Genomic DNA, 18,671 nt, shown 5'->3' on the forward strand with positions numbered 1-18,671 from the left:
GATTGGTTCGATATCTACTCTCGGTTAGTTATAAAGGCGTAGGACCGTTCACCCGTCTGCCGGAATCGGCCGTCCAGTGTTTGTCCCAGGTACGCAAGGGTTTTTTCTCGATCTTCAAGGGAAAGCGACCCGCTGAGATACATCTCCGTCACATTTTGCGGGGCGGAGATGGTGATCCCGAAATGTTGTTCAATCTCGTCAAATATACGCTTGGCAGACCTGTTCTCAAAGACCAGCTCGTTGCGCAGCCAGTCGGTAAACTCTGATGCGGAGCCCTCAGTGAGCACGGGATTTGCCTGATACTGGTTCAATACGGCGGCTTGTCCTGGTTCAAGAACCAGGGCATCCGTTTTTGAGGACCCCTCAAAACGAACGGTTCCCTCTTCCAGGAATACCTGGGTACGGTTTCCCCAGCTGCTTACAGTAAACCTGGTGCCGAGCACATCTACGCGTCCTCTTCCAGCTGCAACGGCAAACGTGCGCGAGGGATCTGTGATAACTTCAAAATATCCTTCACCCGAAAGTTTGTAAAGAAGCTGGTCGTTGGTCTCGGAGACAGAAAAGAGCCTGGAATGCGGACGAAGCGTAACTTCGGAACCGTCAGGAAGTTGCACGGTTTCAACTGCGGAGGCCGACTCCGCAACCAGTTGAGGTTCCTGTAAGAACTGTAAATACAGTATTCCTGACAGGGCAGCCACCAGGATCGCCGCGGCCGCAGCCCAGCGCACCGCCGGCATGGAGAATATGCGGGCAGCGGGAGCCGGACCGCTGCGGGTTGTTGCCTGGTGGATTCGATTCCAAAGAGCCTCGCTGTCAATCGGTTCCCGGGCCAGCGATCGATGTTGCCGCTTGCGGTAGGCCGCCAGTTCGCGAATGAGCGGATCATCCACTGATTCCAGCGACTGCCCGTGCTCCAGCAGATCTCCTATTTGACGGGCCAGCTCGAGATCCGGATCGTTATGTGATAGCTGATCGTCCATGATCTTTTATTGGGAGTTCAATTGGATGTTAATCGTCATTGTCGTCATCATCACTGTTCTCGTCCTCGGTTTCGAAAGAGATCTCGAGAGCACGAAGGTTGGCCTCACTCGTATCGGCGGGTACGACAGCTTCTCCTTCCGCTACCACTGCAACGCCCCGGGCCAGGGCGTCACTGACCTCCTGGAGTGAGCGGTAATCGCTGTCATCGTCAACAACGGTCTGGCTGTTAACCCTGACGACGACCTCTCCCGCGAGGGTTACGGTATTCAAGCCAAGGTTGACGGAGGTAACGCGGGCTTCAAATTCGTGACTGCCATCTTCACCGATGTCATCGCCATCATCTTCTCGTTCAAATTCAACTTCAGTGGCAAGAAAGCGGTTTCCTTCGCGGTATCCCTCTCCTTCGGCCCATACTTCAGTACCATTTTGCAGCGCATTCCGAACCTGGCGGAGGGAACGGTAGTCATCATCAAATTCAGTCTGGTCGTTGACAAAAACTTCACGTCCGCTGCGCAGGGTAAACGACCGGCGCTCCTCGTTCACCGAAGTTACACGTCCTTCAAATTCGCGATCCACGTCCTTTACGTCGCCGTCATCCAGGTTTACATGGAATATCTTCAGGAAATTCTGGAAACGCAGCAGGGCCGTTCTATCCCCGTTCATCTCGATGGTGCCGGTGAGGGTCTGCGTATCTCCATTTCCATCGGTATTCTTTTCGATACTCATCTCCCAGGTCAGGGTCCCCGTCACTCCTTGCCGGAGTTCCCGGCCGGCCACCGCTTTGTCGATCTCGATATTCAGGAAGTTGATTTCAAGCTGGTATCCCCGTTCGGTAACGGGTCTACCGGCCCGTTCCGTTCTGAATGTTCCACTCCCGTTGTGGACCCCGTCGATCCGCAGGGTGGACGACGCCGAAGAGACGCCGCTGATGATCAATGTGTCGGTACGGAGAAAAGACGAGGTTTTGGAGGGGGTTTCTGTTGACCCCTGCCGGTAGCTGTTGTAGTCGATCGACTCAATGCGCTCTCGCTCCCGCCGGGGTAGCTCTACAAAATTTCCGTTGTTGTCTCTGAAAATATATTTGAGCGTATCGGTAACCGTCTTGCTGAACAGCGGCCGGTCAACCGATCGGGTGAATGATATTGTATGTATTCCGGTGGCAGCATCGTATGAATAGCTGTAATTCGACTCATTGCCCCGTCCGCTGTCGTCATTTTGGAGGGATGAGCCATTGGCTTTCGGTCTCGTTCCATCCGTCACAAATCCATCAGTAGACATGGTTGTCAGGGCATCGTTCAGGCTTAGCATCAAGCCGCTGTTGTCAGAGGAGAGTGATTCTCCCAAAATCTGGCTGGCCGCTTGCAGGTCTTCCTGGGTGACAGAGTCGTTAATTTCATCATCCAGTCCGTCGAGCGTGCAGCTTGCTGCGAACACCAGAAGAAGCACGAGCAGAACAGGGATGGTGTGATGAAGGCAGAAGTTTGATTTTGAAGTATTCATAATTGCATTGGTTAATCAGTCAGTAATTGATTCCGGATAAATATGGGTTTCTACCCGTAATACACGCGGTGGCGGGGGATACCCCCAACCCGGATTCATATATATTGTTGAAGCGCTTTTCTCATATCCTTGAGGGCCAATCCCATGTGATTTTCGATCGTTTTTACGCTCAGATCCAGTGCGTCAGCCACCTCTTTATAGGTCAGCTGCTGCATGAAGCAGAGTTCGAAGACCTGGCTGCGCCGTTCCGGCATGGCAGCGATTGCGGCGGAGATCGCTACATTCAGCTCCTTGGCTCGGGCCTCGTCTTCGGGGGTATGGTTGGTCTGTTTCGTGGGAATCGGTTGTGAGCCGTCAAATTTTTTGTGATCCCGCACATGATTCAGCATCCGGGTGTATGAAATTTTAAACAGGTAGGCGCGCAGGGATTTTGCAGGATCGATGGTATCGCGATGTTCCCAGATATAGACAAACGCCTGCTGGATGAGATCCTTTGTGGTTGCTGAATCGATGTTTTTACTGCGCAGAAACCGGAACAGCGACTGGTGATGCGCCTCGTAAAACGATCTGAATGCATCGTGGTCGCCCTGCCTGATCCGGGCGGCCAGCCCAGCCTGGTCCAGCTCTTCTACCGGAGACGTGGCCAATGCAACCAGGATAAGCTGAATAAGAGCGGGATCTGCCATCTGCTATCGACTGATATTTTTGGTTTTAAAAGTTCTCCTTTTCTGTCCGCAAGTTAAGTAAAAGAGGGCTTTGCAAAACCGTTATTTTGGCCAATATCGTCATTTTCGCGGATTCGAAACCCTCATTTTTGGGATATAAACTGCGGTTCCGCATCCGATTAGGGGTTGATCTTGACCAACACTCCTGGTTTTTCAAAGCCCTCTAACATGGTGTAGCCAGGCTTTGGATATAGCGGATTTTGTAAAACCATTATGTTTCGTAAACCCGGTTGGTTGCGCATTAAACGCTCCATTTATAGCCTGTAATTTTGTTTCGAATTTGTCCCGATGCCCGGCATTAAACCTGGAGGAGATCTCCTGCGAGAAGCCGGGTTGTACAAAATAAACAGGAGCCCTGACGAAGCGGGACTCCTGTCCGGGTTGGTATGCCGGAGTTGTCGATGATATTTCCTGGTGAAGTTACTGTGATGAGATTAATTCGTGCAGTAGTTAGGTGTGCATATTTTGCCTTCATGCCGAATTTAAAATACTTAGACGCAACTTGTACTTTGCGAACCTAATAACAACGACACTAGTCATCATCGTCATCGTCTTCATCCTGATCCTCATCATTGTCGTCGTCATCATCGATATCATCGTCGTCCTCTTCTTCACTTTCCGCTTCAAAGGATCGTTCAATATTGGCATCAATTTTCTCTCGGTTTGACGGATCCGTCGGATCCAGCGAGTTGCCGCTCTGTGAGTCTGCAAACCAGATGGCGGGATCAATACTGATGTTGACTGCAAAGGAGGCGCTGTTTTCGGTGATCTCCAGCGGGGGATTCAGTTCAAGTTCGATTTCAAAATCCTCTTCTGAGCGGTAGGTAAAAGCTTCACCGTTGTATACCCCTTTAATTACGATAGAGTACGTTCTGTCATTGTCATAAAAGTCGGGATCGTTTACTTCCTGTACGTCATCATCGTTTTCAATCTCCAGTTCAAACTCTTCGTACACTCCCTCGGGCACGGTTTTGGAAGTCAGCTGGAATTCACTGCCATCCAGCGGCAGGTTGACCACAAGGTCTTCGGCTTCAAAATCAAGCGTGTCACCAGCAATCGCACTTTCCAGTTCCAGCTCCTCTACCAAAAATTTTATTTCAGTGAGGGTGTCGACAGAAAGTGTTGTGGGTGATGTTGCGGATGTTACCTTCGCCTTGGGGGTCGGCTGAAGCTTCATGTTGACGGCCACTTCTTTTGGACCGTCGGCACTGGTGCCGCCAACGTCACAGCCGGTAACTATAAGTAATAAGCCGGCGGTTACTGTTAACAGGGCCAATAGTTTTGGAACGTTCATGGGTAAGTACCTCAACATTGGGTTTTGTGAAAGATTGCTCGGGATGAGTCCCATTTTCACTTGCAATACACACTAACCGGAGGGGTACCCCTAATGAAGTCTGAATTTTTTTCAGCCAGGCGGGAATGGGTCAAGCGGTGGGCTCTTTCTCATCTTCGCGGTTGGCGTCAATAGCCTCTAAAATCTTTTTATAAAGATCGCGAAACTGCTCTTTTTCCTCTTCGGATATCGTTTCTAATTCTTCTTCCATGATCGACTCTCTTTATGTTTAGATGTTATTGACAAATCGGTGCAGGATCTCCGACTGCGTTCCAAAAGTTTCCTGCAGGAAAACATGATGGAATTGTGGATCTGCCTGCCGGGGGTTTTGCCTGCCTGCTGTAGATACTATTCAATTTGCAGAAGTTGAAAGGTACGAAATCACAGGAGCTTTTATTGTTAAATAATTTTTAAATCCTTCTCGTTGTGAGTGAGCGTTTTTGTCTCACTGGGTTTGAGATTCTGCATAAGGATATTGTTAGCGAAAATGGAGTACTAATGTTCCCCTAAAGCTCAAAATTCCCGGGCTGCTTTTAACGGTCGTTCCATGTAAGAACGGGGTATATCCGTCTCCTCTTGCGGGGAGACGCTCAACTTCAGCCGTTCCTGAAGTTGAGCCAGGGGGCTGCAAATCGCTGAGCGGACTCTTCCAGTTTAGTTGAACACCTTCTCCCAGATTCCGTAAAAACATGGATTTTAGCACTATCCTCAAGGAGGGAGATTATCTTGATGTTTTTTGGTTATCCTGAATCACGCAATTTCTATAGATCGAGAAAGGGCCTGTTAATTTATGTGTTTATATGCACAGTTGTCCGGTGAAAAAATTGGGAAAAAGGCTGATAAAAACAGGTTAGAGCGCATAGCGATGCAACTGATTCGGCCCTGCCTTGAAAATATGTTTGCAGGAGTGATAAATTGACAGCGAGAACAACCATGAAGTCGATAAAAGGAACAAACACGCGGGATCGAGATCTGAAGGCAAATCACAAGTTAGAGATTGGATCAAGCAGGTGCAGTGTCTCCCTTGCGGGAGAAGGCGAAAAAAAAATAGCCTGCCTTAAAGGCAGGCTATTTAAATAATCGGCCTGAAAAGCGTTCTGTCCTTAGTTGCCTTGCGGCATTCCCGGTACGCCCTGGCCTTGACCTTGCATCCGCTCCTGCAGTTTTGATCGTATCTGCTTTTGCAGTTCGGGATCCTGCTGGACGGCCCTGTTGATTTCCTGGAATCGCTGCATCTCCATACCGGTCTCTTCTACGGCCGAGGCTATTTGATTTTGAATCTCTTTTTGGGCTTCCTGCATAGCTTCAGAAGCACTCTCGAACTTCTCTATATCTTCTTGGCTGGCTCCACTCTCTTCGGGCGACTCTCCCATCTGTGTCGATTTTGCGATCTGCTGATAGGTTTCAACGTCAAGCCCTTCTTCCTTGATAATTCCCACCATCTGCTGCTGCGCTTTCATCTGAATCTGCTGGGCATTCATGATGGCATCCGCAAATGTACCCACTTCCTCATCAGAAAGATCAACCTCCGGAGCCTGCTGCTGCATTGCACCCATTGGGCCGGGTTGCTGCGATTGTTGCCCGGATTGCGGCTGCGATGATTCGGGCGGTGTCTGCTCGGGAGTATCATTTTGACATCCCAGGAGAGATATTGCCAGTACAATTGATGCTAAATATTTCGGAAAAATAGTCATTATTACCTTTATGAAGATTAAATTTAACGTATATCGTTATACATAATGAATCGACCAACGAGAGGTTGTGCGTATTATTCCCCACGGTATCGGGATATTTACTTTTTAATACCTCGTTGTAAAATCAAGCAAATATTTTCGGTTAAACTGAATTGGGTGGCCGGTCAACATTCTGATTATTCAACAGTGGCTTAAGATCGGGAGTCTGACTGTTGGAATCGCCCCTGTTGGTGTGCTCGTTTCTCCGCAATCCCAAACAGGTCCCGGATAATGGCGATATTTTCAGGGATCTTTGCAGAACCCACTATTTTGTTGGGAGGTGGTTGCACCACCGACTTTATTGACCTTGCTAACGGAAGTACAACTTCCTCAAAACGAGGAATTGAGGGTTTTGCAAAGTCATCTTTCAGTAAAAAGCTGCGGCAGTACCGCGGGTTGAGTGCTGTTTTACAACAGGTCTGCCACTCTCAGAAAGGATGTTTCCTAAAACGGGACATCGTCATCCAGGTTGTCCATGTCAATGGTGGGCTCCTGGTCATTAAAAGGTACATCATCCTCCGGAGGACCTCCTGGATTTCCACCTTGTCCCCGTTCAATTTTCCACGCTTTAACATCGGTATACCAGCGGCCGTTGTACTCGCGACTCTGGATATCGATATGTGCGGTGATCGTTTCGCCTTCCTGCACGTTGAACTGGTCGATATTGTCGCCCCACTGGGTGATACAAACTTTTTTGGGATACTGGTCCTGCGTTTCCAGGATGAACTCCTGCTTGCGCCAGGGACCATTTTTACTGGTTCCCGACTCCTCTTCCAACACTTGTACTACCTTGCCTTCAATCTGCAAATCCATAATAAATGATAACCTGAATATTCAATGTTCCATACATTGGTTCAGGATATGGATGCCTGGGATTTATATCAATAAAAAATTGGAGTGTTGAACGGGAAAATTTACGCCTGCTCCCGGTCCGGTACGATCGAGATCTTATCCAGGGAAAGTCCCTTCATGACGGCATCATAATTGGTGATATCGGTCGGGATGATAACCTCATTTTCCTCATCCGAAAGCTTGGCCAGCTGGTCAATATATTTTTCGGCCAGGCGCATCTGCATTGCCTCTTTGCCTTTTTGCGTATTCAGGGCCTTGGCGATCGCTTCGATTGAAGTGGCCGTTGCCTCGGCCAGCTCTTCAATCTCCTGGGCCACCCCTTCCGCCTCGTTGATTCGCCGCTGCATTTCGCCCTCGGAGACGTTGATGACTTCCCGTTTCACGCCTTCGGCATCGTTGATGGATGATTCCATGACGCCTTCAGAATGGGCTATCGTGGCGCGTCGTTCTCTTTCGGCGGTCATCTGCCGCTCCATCGCCCGCTGGATCGTGCGGGGCGTTACAATATTTTTTATTTCGTAGCGGTGCACGCGGATGCCCCATGACTTTTCCATCTCGCTGAGCACTTCCACCACCTCTTTGTTGATCAGGGCGCGCTCTTCGAACGTGTCGTCGAGGTCCATCGTGCCGATGACCGAGCGGGTCGTGGTTTGCGCCAGTTGAACCGAGGCAAAACGGTAGTCGGTGACCCCGTAGCTGGCGTTGACCGGGTCGATGACGCTCAGGTAGATCACCCCGTCCACTTCCACCTTAACATTGTCTTTGGTGAAGCACTCCTGGGGTTCCACCTCGATCGTTTCCTCCCGCAGATCCTGCCGGTATTTCACCTGGTCCAGGAACGGAATGAGGGCGTGAAAACCGGGTCCCAGTGTCTTCTGGTACCGGCCGAGCCGTTCCACAATGTAGGCTTTTTGCGTGGGAACCAGTTGAATCGACTGGATAAATTTGTAGAGGATGTAAATTGCGAGTATTCCGAGTACTACTTTGCTGATCGTCTCTATCATTGCAGGTCTCCTGTTGATCTGGAATTGGGCTGGGTGTGGTCGCTCACTTTTTCTACGCCTTCAAAAAAGGTTTTAAGGTTGGCGGTTTCGGTGGGGAGCACCGAGATGTTGGCTCCTTCCATGACCTTGCCAAGCTGATCAATAAACTGTTCGGTCAGCCGCGTTTTAACGGCCAGCGGTCCGCCGGGCTGTTCAATCGCCTCGGCAATGCGGCCCAGGCCCTTGGCGGTGGCGTTGGCAATCAGTTCCATCTCCCGGGCTTTTCCCCTGGCCTCGTTGATCCGTTTCTGGCGGTTCGCCTCGGAGAGCAGGATCGCCGACTGCCGCTCCCCCTGCGACTCGTTGATGCGGGCATCACGGGTTCCGGTTGATTCCGTAATTTCGGCGCGCTTGTCGCGTTCGGCCTCCATCTGCTTTTCCAGGGTGTTGATGACGTCGCTGGAGGGACGAATATTTTTAATTTCGTACCGCATCACCTTGATGCCCCACGGATCGGAGGCCTTGTCGATCTCGCGGACAATATTTTCGTTCATCTGCTCGCGCTCCGAGAACGTCTCGTCCAGCGTAATCTTCCCGATTTCGCTCCGCATGGTGGTCTGTGCCAGGTTTACGGCCGCCGGGCGGTAATCGCTGATCCCGTAACTGGCTTTGTAGGAATCCATCACCTTGATGTACACCAGCCCGTCCACTTCCACCTCGATGTTGTCTTTGGTGATACAGGTTTGGCTGGGAACGTCGATCACCTGCTCGCGCATCTCCTGCCGGTAGGCGGGGCGATCCACAAAGGGGATCAGGAAGTGAAAGCCCGGCTTGAGCGTCTCATGGTATTTGCCGAGGCGTTCTTTGATGACCTCTTCCCGCATTTCCACCACCATAAAAACCTTGGTGACGATAAACACGCCGATGAGGATCAGAATCAATAAAAAAGTCCACATGGTATTTCCTCAATGATTTGTGATTTTAGTCAAAATGTAATTTGAACGGCTTAAAACCCTCTCGATGATGGTAAAAGCCGTAAAGTTACAGGTGAAAAAGGATATTTTTGTGTAAAATATTCGACGTACCTCCACAGGCTGGGCAAGTCCCGAAATGAGCCTACGACATATTCCCATCCTGGATCTCGTCAAGTGGTTCCACAATCCAGGTGACGTTGTCCCTGAACTTGATTCGCGCTTTCTGGCCTTTGTGTAGCTTTCCCTCCAGTGTTCGCGCCTGCCAGGAGATGCCCTGGTAGCGGATTCGCCCGGAGTTGTCATCGGGATTGACCGGCTCGACGACCTCCACCACTTCGTCGATCGCTTCAAAATCCTCGTCGGCCAGCTTGAAAGAACTTTCTCCACCCCAGTATTTCTTCATTACCGGCCGCATCAGTAAAATCAACCCGATAGAGGACAGGAGCCATGCCAGTACTGCCGTGGTTGGTTCCGTTAAAAAGCCCAGCAGGCGAAGCCCGCCGACCAGTATCCCGCTCAATCCGAGAAAGAAAGAGACCCCGCCGGGAACCACCATCTCGATAACCATCAGGAGCACTCCCCCGATCATAAAAATCCAGGTCAGCAGTTCTCCATCCATATTGCGTTGGTTTTAAGGTTTAGTAAACTCTTAGAAAATGTTATAAAAAATAAATCAATAATCGACCCGAATTTGATTTTTCTATGGGGATCAGAAAGTGATTTCCTCCTACATTAAAAAATATTAATGCCTGGTGAGTGTAACAGGTGGTTTCGCCGGGACTCTTGTCCTGTTGAGTCAGCAAAATTGAAAAAGTTAGCAAAGAGAATCATGAAGAGGAATATACTTATTGTTGAGGACGAGATGATCATCGCCCTGATGCTTGAGAAGATGGTCCTGAAAAATGGCCACAATGTCGTAGCCAAAGTGACCACGGGGGAAGCGGCGGTAGAGGCCACCAAGCGGCACAAGCCCGATCTGATATTAATGGATATCCGGCTGGACGGGCAGATCGATGGGATAGACGCTATGCAGGCGATCAACAGTGAAAATCCAACGCCCGTTATTTTTGTGACCGGAAATTCGGATGAAATCTATAAAAACCGGATTAAACGGGTGAAATACCTGGATTTTCTTACAAAACCGGTCTCCTATCAGGAGTTGAGCAGGTCGCTTGATATGGCCTCATAGCAGGATTGTTTGCAGTAAATAGATCAACAAGCGATAGCAACCGTAGTTTTTATCGAGAGGAACATAAGGCGTTATATACCATTAAAGGTAGGTGTAAACGCCAATGTTCAAAAAAATATCGGAATAATGAAGAGACTGCTGTTGCCACTCTTTGTATTGTCATTTTTAACGGTGCCGTTATTAACCCAGGCTCAATCCACAAGTTCAGACAGGGCCGCTATTAAAAATACAATCGGCTTTGGGCCGCGCTTGGGATATTACAAGGCGGCTGACGCTGATCAAGGTAATTTGTACGGTGGAGTTCAAACACGCCTTCGCCTGGGACCCGTACTGGGCATTGAGGGGTCCGTAGAGTACCGGGCGGGTCAAACCTATGAGTTTGCGGGGCAACAACTCCAAACCAAGTTTGTTCCCGTAACCGGGTCATTGATGTTTTTCGCCCCGGTAAGCAAAAATTTTGCTCCCTATGGACTGGCGGGAATAGGAGCCTACTACACGATTTACGATGCCGAAGGCCCTTTAACGGATGAGAACGACAACGAGTTTAATTTCGGCTATCACCTGGGCTTGGGTCTCGAGTTGCCAATCAATTCCAATGCCGCCCTGAACGCCGATTACAGGTATATGTTTTTGAATCCGGATAAAAACGAACAGAACTTCGATGATGCCGATTTTAGTGGTAACGTATTTACTGTCGGACTGATGTTTTATCTCTGAGAGACCTTTGCAAAGCCTGATGCCTGGTGACCCTTATTTGGGATATAAAGCGGGAGTACAACTCTCCCCGAACGGTATTCATTGTTCATAAAAGCCCTCTTTTGAGCTAAAACCATTGAACTCGATCCGCTGGAAAACGCGGATCTCACCCGGCTTTGGTTTCTTAACGCACTGGCTGCGGTCACTGTACCGACAAAAATTTCTAAGGCCGGTAGACAACATCTTCTCGTACTTGTTTTACTACATTCCATAACCCGAGTTTACGTTAAAATTGATTTCCTGTCTCTTTTAAGCCCCGCTCTGCGGGGCTTTTTGTTTGTAAATAATTTTGTTTATTTATCGGGCATCAGCTTCTGAAAAGTTGAAGTTATCCAACTGATAGTGCCACATTTAAATGGAGAAATGATGCCCGAGATTAAACTTCCCGAAGTAGAACTAAATATTTACAGCCCACGCGATCCTGTAGAAGTTCCGGTGGTGGAAAACTGGATCTGCACCAAGGAGGCCAGTCCCAATTATGTACGCCACCTCACGTTTGACATCTCAGGAACCGAACTGGAGGGAAGGATACGCGTGGGCCAGTCGATCGGAATTTTACCTCCGGGAGAGGATGAAAACGGGCGCCCCCACAAGTTGAGGCTCTATTCGGTTTCTTCACCAACGGAGGGGGAGCGCGGGGAAGCACGGTTCGTATCAACCACGGTAAAACGAACAATCGAGGAGTGGGATGACAACAGCCTGTATCTGGGCATCTGCTCCAATTACCTGGCAGACCTTTCGCCCGGAGATACTGTTAAAATGACCGGCCCGAGTGGCCGCCGGTTTTTACTCCCTGAAAATGCCACCGATTTTAATTATATCTTTTTTGCGACCGGCACCGGTATCGCGCCTTTTCGTGGCATGGTGATGGAACTGCTGGATTCGGGCCTTGAGAATGATATTGTGCTGATATTCGGCTGCCCGTATCGTACGGACCTGCTGTATGCGGATTATTTTGAACCCCTCGACAACAAATACCCGAATTTTACCTATCTACCCTACGTATCACGCGAAGATCGCCGGGCGGATGGCACCAAACGCTATGTGCAAACCTGCCTTTGGGATGATGCGGAGCTGCTGGATCCCATTCTTGAAGCAGAAAATACACTGCTGTATATCTGTGGACTCAAGGGAATGGAAGGGGGAATATACCGGGCGCTGGCCAAAAAAGAGCTGCACAGTTATCTGGATCTGAGAGAGGAGGTCATTGGAAAATCTCCGGACGAATGGGATGAAAATAACCTTAAGCGGCATGTCAAGCCGGGGCCGCGTACTTTTGTGGAAGTTTATTAGCCTGATTATTCTTCAACACTCGCATAGGTAGATATCTTATTTGACGTTGACTCAGGAGAAAAATTGCCCCCCAAGGCATCTCAATTGATGAATGTGAGGATTTCCCGGTACTACTTGGAACTCGCTTGCAAAGTTACGGAAGCTTTTTCCCTTTTGGATCAAGCCAAAATAAACACCCCATTCTGTTGGTCATAAATTGTCATTTTGGGCAGGGCCCAGGGTAGATGTCCATAACCGTATAAAGTGCAACGTATTTAGAGGGATTAGCGGCAAACCGTGCAACTAATTGCCTTTTTAGTCTTGCTATATACGGTTACAGGGCCGGTTGGCTGTTGTGGGATTTTTGTCGTGGGCAGACTCGATCTTCGAAGCTGCCAAGCATTACGTAAAAATCTTTTTTCAAGGTGGGATACACCAGGTAGCGGAGCTCACACTGCAAGCTGTGGCTCAATACAGAGGGGTCTTGATCCAGATCCCAGGAACGCCCGTTTCTGACTGCTATAACACCCGGTTTTGTGGCAAATCGCTTGTAGAAATCGGTAAATTTTTTATTGAGCTTTTCACTCTTCTCCACCGGCAGGGGATTGGGACCTACCAAGGCCATGTCCCCATTCAAAATATTGATGTAATTCGGCAACTTGTATAAACCGGTGGCCTTCAAAAATTTTCCGATCGGTGTTTTTTGTGAGCTGCCCGGAGACCGCCGCACACGATAAAAAAAGCGTTTCAATTTGGATCCCCGGTACCCGATAAAATGATCTGTCACAAAAATGGGTCTCCCGGAAGTGAGTATAATCAATAACGAAAATATCGGCAGGGTCGCAGCAAAAAGAAGAAATCCCAAAAGCCCGGCCACGGTTTCAAAATATCGCTTGGGGCGCGATTCATTACCCGTCAACTCATGGAAAAAAAGGTCAATCGTCGGCCCTTTTTGATCTTTTTCCGACACAAAATCCAAACTTTTTTCCAAAAGAATTTTTTCTTCAATGGGCAGTTCGGAGTTTAGACGATGCCCGTTCGTCATAAGATTGTTAGGCAATAGTCCGTTTGCAGGCATGGTTCAACTTGGTTTATGAAGTAATAGCGATCGATAATATTAGTGAATATCGTAGATGATATAAGCGTAATTATTTTAGTATACAAGATCATGAAGTTTGTTCACTGTTACAATTAAATAAATATAAGTGAATTTTGAAAAGTATAAATTTTTTAAAAAACAGTAATTTATCTGTTAATATCAGTCACTCCTGCTGAGATTATATACTTCATTATTTCGGTGGAATTCTTTTTTACCGGAGTTACCTTGCTTTGTTCCACAAAAAAGAAATTGCCTGAAAAGTTGTAGGAGTGTGGACAGTAGACGGCGACAGCATCGCTGAGTCCAAATTCAGTCAGATCCTCGCTGGTGATAAATCCCAACCGTTTAAGCCCGGTGTCATTGAGCTCAATAAGTACCGGCCGGTTGAATTTTTTCTTCTCCCCGACGAACGCCTCCGTCAGCTCTTTGATCGAGGTATAGATAATTTTGACAAGCGGCAGGCTGGCCAGGAACCGTTCAAAATAGTTGACCAGGGGACGCACAAAGGCGCGGGTGCAGACATAACCCAGCAGGGAAACCCCGAAAAATACGGTAAAAATGCCAAGTCCGGGGATGTCGACGTTGAAAGGCTCGAATATAAGCGTGTTGAGTGAGGCATTGGCCCACCGAACGAGCCCGTAGATAATATATATGGTGGCACCCACCGGGAAAACGAGTAACAAACCGCGAAAAAAGTTGTTGAATAGATTTTTCATGAGTAAAGAATGTTAATTTTAATGTTGGTTTTAATGCGTTTACCAGTTAACAGCTTGTTTTAGCCCGGCTTATTCACGAAATAGTAAAATACGAGGTTAAGCCTATGATATTATATGATATATTGAAAGTCACCTGTCGCTCAAATTTGGCTGCAGCTAGTTCTACTTCGTTGCCCCGACAATGGCTTCTCAACGCAGCTCTGCAGGTCTGTTGGTGGCCAGGTGTCGTGCACAACCACTTTTTGGTGAATAATCCGGTTAATCCACCTGGGTTGAATCCTCCTGCCCTCCATCTCCGGGAAAAACTCATCAAAAGAGGGTTTTGCAACCCCCTCAAGTTCTCGTTCTGAGGGAGTTGAACTCCCGTTAAAAGGGCACTAAGGTCGGTAGTACAACTATCTCCCAACAAAATGGCAGGTTCTACAAAGGCCCCTAAAAATGGTTCTCTACTGCTTTGTGGGTGGCAATTCATCCAGGATTAAAAAGGCGTTAACTGTGCTGTACCTAAGATATGGTACGGCTCTGAGTTTTATGCCGGCTTTAAAAAATCGCTTGTTTTAAAAACAGTTGAATTGCCGGATGAGTAAAAGGTCATTTTTTACTATTTTCAGTCGCTCCGTAAAATCGCAAATAGTTGGAATATATTTACATGCCCGTTAAAAGTGCATCACAAATCAGAAATGAATTCTTCAAATTTTTCGAGGAGAAAGAGCATATTATTGTAGACAGTGCTCCGGTTGTTCCTCAGGATGATCCCACGCTGCTCTTCACCAATGCCGGGATGAACCAGTTTAAACCTATTTTCATGGGGGAGGAAGAGGGCTACAAAACGGGTGGAAAGGTGTGGAAACGGGCAGCGGATACCCAGCGCTGCATCCGGGTGAGTGGCAAGCACAACGACCTGGAAGAGGTGGGGCACGACACCTACCATCATACGCTGTTTGAGATGTTGGGCAACTGGTCGTTTGGCGACTATTTTAAGCGTGAGGCAATACGCTGGGCGTGGGAGCTGCTGGTGGATGAATGGGGGCTGGAGCCCGACCGCCTGTATGCAACCGTTTTTGAGGGCGATGATAAAGACGGTCTGCCAGTGGACCAGGAGTCTATTGAACTGTGGGAAGAGGAAACCTCAATTGATCCGGACCATATTCTCAAATTCGATAAGAAAGATAACTTCTGGGAGATGGGCGAAACGGGGCCTTGCGGACCCTGTTCCGAGGTGCACGTGGATATTCGTCCCGATGAGGAGCGACAAAAGAAAGATGGGACAGAGCTCGTAAACAGGGATGATCCCCGGGTTATGGAGATCTGGAACCTGGTTTTTATCCAGTTTAACCGGCAGCCGGACGGCTCGCTGGATAAACTGCCCGCCCGGCATGTGGATACGGGCATGGGCTTTGAACGGATAGTAGCTGTGCTGCAGGACAAGCGCTCCAACTACGATACCGACCTTTTTGGCCCGTTGCTGGATAAGATCGGGAAACTGGCGGGGGTGACCTACGGCCGTGACCCGGAGATCGATATTGCCATGCGGGTTATCGCCGACCACATCCGGGCGGTATCGTTTGCCATCGCAGACGGGGCTTCTCCCGGCAACGACGGGCGTGGATATGTGGTACGCCGGATCCTGCGGCGCGCCATCCGCTACGGCTGGGATAAGCTGGACCTGAAGGAGCCGTTTTTTCACAAGCTGGTCCCTGTACTGGCGAACCAGTTCGAAGAGGTGTTCCCGGTGTTGATTAAACAGCAGGATTATGTTACCAATGTAATACGCGCGGAAGAAAACAGTTTTCTCAACACGCTGGGGCAGGGGATTGAGCTTTTTAATGAGATGATCGAAAACCGGGAGGTTTTGTCCGGGGAAGACGCCTTCAAGCTGCACGATACCTATGGTTTCCCCATCGACCTGACCGAACTTATGGCCCGCGAACGGGGCGTGGAAGTGGATAAGGAGGGCTTCAACAAACGAATGCAGGAACAGCAAAATCGCGCCCGTGCGGCCGGATCATTTAGTGCAGAGCAAGCCGAAAAAGGTGACTGGCAGCAGGTCATGGATACCGACGAATTTGAATTTGTGGGCTACGACCAGCTTTCAGCGGAGACCGGCATCGTGGCCTACCGGAAAGAGGGCGACCGCTGTGCACTTATTCTAAACAGAACGCCTTTTTATGCGGAAAGTGGCGGCCAGGTGGCCGATACCGGGATCATCAGCAGCGGAGAGGAGCACCTGCGCGTGCTGGATGTGCAGAAAGTACAGGATCGTTTCGTACATTACGTTGACTCGCTGCCCGAGAATCCGGAAGGAACCTGGGAGGCGCTGGTTGATCGCGAACGGCGCCGCGAAATTCGGAAACATCATACCGCCACGCACCTGGTGCACGCTGCGCTCCGCAAAGTGCTGGGTGCGCATGTGGCCCAAAAGGGCTCGCTGGTAGACCCGCAGCACCTGCGTTTCGACTTTTCGCACTATGAGCAGGTGACCCCTGATGAGCTTGAGGAGATCGAGAAACTGGTCAACGACAAGATACAGGAGAATATTCCACGCCAGGAGGAGCGGTCCGTACCCATCGAGGAGGCTAAAGAGCGGGGCGCAATGATGTTGTTTGGCGAAAAATATGGAGAACGGGTCCGTGTAATTACGTTTGATGAGGAATATTCGGTAGAACTCTGCGGGGGCACCCATGCCGAAGCTACCGGCGAACTCGGCTACCTCCGGTTCCTGGGTGAATCGTCTGCCGCGGCCGGCATACGCCGTATTGAGGCGGTGGTGGGACGCCGGGCCGACGACCTGCTCCGGGAGGAGAAAAAGCTTGTCCGCTCCATCCGAAACGAAATCGGGCAAAGCGAGCATCTCGTCAGGGATATCAGGTCGCTGATCGAAGAACGAAAAGCACTCGAAAAAGAGTTGGAACGGTTGAAGAAGCAGCAGAGCTCCGACAAGCTGGACCGGTTGATCCGTGATGCGGAGATTCTCCCCGGGGGTATCAAGCTGGTGACCGGGGAGATCGAGGGTGCGGATATGGATCTGCTCAAGCAGCTTGGATATGAGTCGCTCGAAAAAAGCAAACAATCGACGGTGACCGTTCTGGGGTCCAGAATTGAGGAAGAGGGCAAAGTCTACATCGCGGCGGCGGTGACCGAAGACCTGATCAGGGAAAAGAATTTGAAAGCGGGCGCCCTCGTCGGCGAGCTCGGCAAAATGCTGGGCGGCGGAGGCGGAGGCCAGCCAGGTATAGCCACTGCCGGGGGGCGGGACACCGAGAAATTGCCTCACGTTTTGCAAAATATTGAAAAAGTTATCAGCAGAAATATGGAATAGATTTTTATAGCGCTTTACGTCTGTAATCTTTCATTTTTTTAGGTATATTTTGGCTTCTAAGCACTAGTTAAAACCCCTGTTTATTTTATGGCAAAAGAAAAAAACAAAGAAATTACCTTCACACCATCGGGTACCGGTATTCGTACCAATGGACAAATTGTGCGAAGTACTGAACTCCCGTCTCCAACCCGAAAAAAACATAAGTCACTAGGCCTGTCTGAGCAGGATGTCGTCGATATGTTTGAGCAGATGTATCTGCAGCGCCGGTTTGAAGAGCGTGCCATGCAGATGTATCAAAAGGGGAAATTTGGAGGATTTTTGCATCTCTATATGGGGCAGGAGGCGGTTTCTACCGGAACGGTGTACGCCCTGAATGATGACGACGATATCATAACCGCTTACCGAGATCACGGCTGGGGATTGTGCCGGGGCGTCACCCCCAAAGAGGGCATGGCCGAACTTTATGGCAAGGTGACCGGCTGCTCCAAAGGCAAGGGCGGTTCAATGCACTTTGCCAACGTGGAGAATAATTTCTGGGGCGGCTACGGCATTGTTGGTGGTCACATCCCGATTGGCGGGGGCATCGCTTTTGCCAACAAGTATCGCGATACGGGGCGGGTTACCGCCTGCTTCCTGGGAGACGGCGCTGTTGACCAGGGCGTTCTACACGAAACGCTGAACATGAGCAAGCTTTGGGGACTGCCCTGCATCTATGCGGTGGAAAACAACGGCTATGCCATGGGAACTGCCGTACATCGCCATACCGTGGGCGAAATCCACGAGCGTTCCGAGGCTTATGGCATGAAAAGTGCGGTGATCAACGGAATGGATGTCTTCACGGTCTATGAAAAAATGAAAGAGATCGCTGCAGATATCCGCAAAAATTCCGAACCGTGGTTTGTGGAGATCCGCACCTACCGCTACCGGGGGCACTCAATGTCTGACCCGATGAAATACCGTACAAAGGAGGAGCTGAAAGAGTATGAGGAACTGGATCCTATTGAACGGATCAAATCCTATTTGCTGGACAATGAGCTTGCTGATCAGGACAAGATTGACGAAATCCAGGAGGATATTGAGCAGCGCGTTCTGGATGCGATTGATTTTGCCGAGGAAAGTGAGTTCCCTGACGAAGAGCATCTGTATAAAGATGTTTTTGTAGAAGATGACCATCCGTTCCACAAGTAATCGTTGCGGACATCGTTGGGTGGTGCGCGGCTCGCGAGCTTTTGCGCCGGG

16 protein-coding genes are annotated in these 18,671 nt (G+C 49.5%); 5 read left to right on the top strand and 11 right to left on the bottom strand.

The genetic code is table 11. From position 1 onward, the window contains the following. Positions 1-14 precede the first annotated feature (14 nt). The 9 genes from ACG2E4_RS14830 to ACG2E4_RS14870 form a co-directional block, all read right to left on the bottom strand. On the bottom strand, positions 15-980 hold the full coding sequence (locus ACG2E4_RS14830) for a FecR family protein (RefSeq protein ID WP_395277025.1): 966 nt from the start codon (positions 978-980) through the stop codon (positions 15-17). Positions 981-1,008: 28 nt separating this feature from the next. Beyond that, entirely contained in the window at positions 1,009-2,481 is a 1,473-nt protein-coding gene (locus ACG2E4_RS14835; RefSeq protein ID WP_395277026.1) for a DUF5666 domain-containing protein, read from the bottom strand. 95 nt (positions 2,482-2,576) lie between these two features. Further along, a complete protein-coding gene (locus tag ACG2E4_RS14840; RefSeq protein WP_395277027.1) occupies positions 2,577-3,167 on the bottom strand; it encodes an RNA polymerase sigma factor in 591 nt (196 codons plus the stop codon). 571 nt (positions 3,168-3,738) lie between these two features. Continuing rightward, positions 3,739-4,500 (bottom strand): hypothetical protein, encoded by a 762-nt coding sequence (locus ACG2E4_RS14845; RefSeq protein WP_395259366.1) that lies wholly within the window; start codon positions 4,498-4,500, stop codon positions 3,739-3,741. A gap of 1,142 nt (positions 4,501-5,642) precedes the next feature. Next, positions 5,643-6,233 carry a DUF4168 domain-containing protein gene (locus ACG2E4_RS14850; protein ID WP_395277028.1) on the bottom strand — a complete coding sequence of 197 codons (591 nt, stop codon included), beginning with the start codon at positions 6,231-6,233 and terminating at the stop codon, positions 5,643-5,645. A gap of 483 nt (positions 6,234-6,716) precedes the next feature. Then, entirely contained in the window at positions 6,717-7,085 is a 369-nt protein-coding gene (locus ACG2E4_RS14855) for a DUF3127 domain-containing protein (protein ID WP_395259364.1), read from the bottom strand. 101 nt (positions 7,086-7,186) lie between these two features. Next, positions 7,187-8,128, bottom strand: a complete 942-nt coding sequence (locus tag ACG2E4_RS14860) for an SPFH domain-containing protein (RefSeq protein ID WP_395277029.1) — start codon at positions 8,126-8,128, stop codon at positions 7,187-7,189. Next, the gene (locus ACG2E4_RS14865; RefSeq protein WP_395259362.1) at positions 8,125-9,063 is read right to left on the bottom strand and encodes an SPFH domain-containing protein; all 939 of its coding nucleotides are present in this window, start codon (positions 9,061-9,063) and stop codon (positions 8,125-8,127) included. The genes ACG2E4_RS14860 and ACG2E4_RS14865 overlap by 4 nt, the downstream gene beginning before the upstream one ends. Before the next feature lie 160 nt (positions 9,064-9,223). Continuing rightward, entirely contained in the window at positions 9,224-9,700 is a 477-nt protein-coding gene (locus ACG2E4_RS14870; protein WP_395259361.1) for an NfeD family protein, read from the bottom strand. Between the two features lie 210 nt (positions 9,701-9,910). Here ACG2E4_RS14870 and ACG2E4_RS14875 point away from each other — a divergent pair, with 210 nt between their 5' ends. From ACG2E4_RS14875 to ACG2E4_RS14885, 3 genes are all read left to right on the top strand, one after another. Beyond that, positions 9,911-10,270, top strand: coding sequence for a response regulator (locus ACG2E4_RS14875; RefSeq protein WP_395259360.1), 360 nt, complete (start codon positions 9,911-9,913; stop codon positions 10,268-10,270). A gap of 126 nt (positions 10,271-10,396) precedes the next feature. After that, entirely contained in the window at positions 10,397-10,987 is a 591-nt protein-coding gene (locus ACG2E4_RS14880) for an outer membrane protein (protein WP_395277030.1), read from the top strand. A 405-nt stretch (positions 10,988-11,392) separates the two neighbouring features. Continuing rightward, positions 11,393-12,319, top strand: coding sequence for a hypothetical protein (locus tag ACG2E4_RS14885; RefSeq protein WP_395277031.1), 927 nt, complete (start codon positions 11,393-11,395; stop codon positions 12,317-12,319). 313 nt (positions 12,320-12,632) lie between these two features. Here ACG2E4_RS14885 and ACG2E4_RS14890 read toward each other — a convergent pair whose 3' ends face one another. Together ACG2E4_RS14890 and ACG2E4_RS14895 are read right to left on the bottom strand one after the other, a co-directional pair. Further along, positions 12,633-13,376: a sugar transferase gene (locus ACG2E4_RS14890; protein ID WP_395277032.1), complete on the bottom strand. Its 744-nt coding sequence runs from the start codon at positions 13,374-13,376 to the stop codon at positions 12,633-12,635. 167 nt (positions 13,377-13,543) lie between these two features. Then, positions 13,544-14,113: a DUF502 domain-containing protein gene (locus tag ACG2E4_RS14895; RefSeq protein WP_395259356.1), complete on the bottom strand. Its 570-nt coding sequence runs from the start codon at positions 14,111-14,113 to the stop codon at positions 13,544-13,546. Between the two features lie 634 nt (positions 14,114-14,747). Between ACG2E4_RS14895 and alaS the strand changes: the two genes are divergently transcribed. Both alaS and pdhA read left to right on the top strand, forming a co-directional pair. Beyond that, a complete protein-coding gene (gene alaS, locus ACG2E4_RS14900) occupies positions 14,748-17,432 on the top strand; it encodes an alanine--tRNA ligase (RefSeq protein ID WP_395277033.1) in 2,685 nt (894 codons plus the stop codon). Between the two features lie 87 nt (positions 17,433-17,519). Then, positions 17,520-18,620: a pyruvate dehydrogenase (acetyl-transferring) E1 component subunit alpha gene (pdhA, locus tag ACG2E4_RS14905; protein WP_395259354.1), complete on the top strand. Its 1,101-nt coding sequence runs from the start codon at positions 17,520-17,522 to the stop codon at positions 18,618-18,620. Positions 18,621-18,671: the final 51 nt, after the last annotated feature.

Origin of the sequence: Halalkalibaculum sp. DA384 (assembly GCF_043951955.1) — a bacterium.
In the GTDB taxonomy this organism is placed as follows: Bacteria; Bacteroidota; Rhodothermia; order Balneolales; family Balneolaceae; genus JAMQKA01.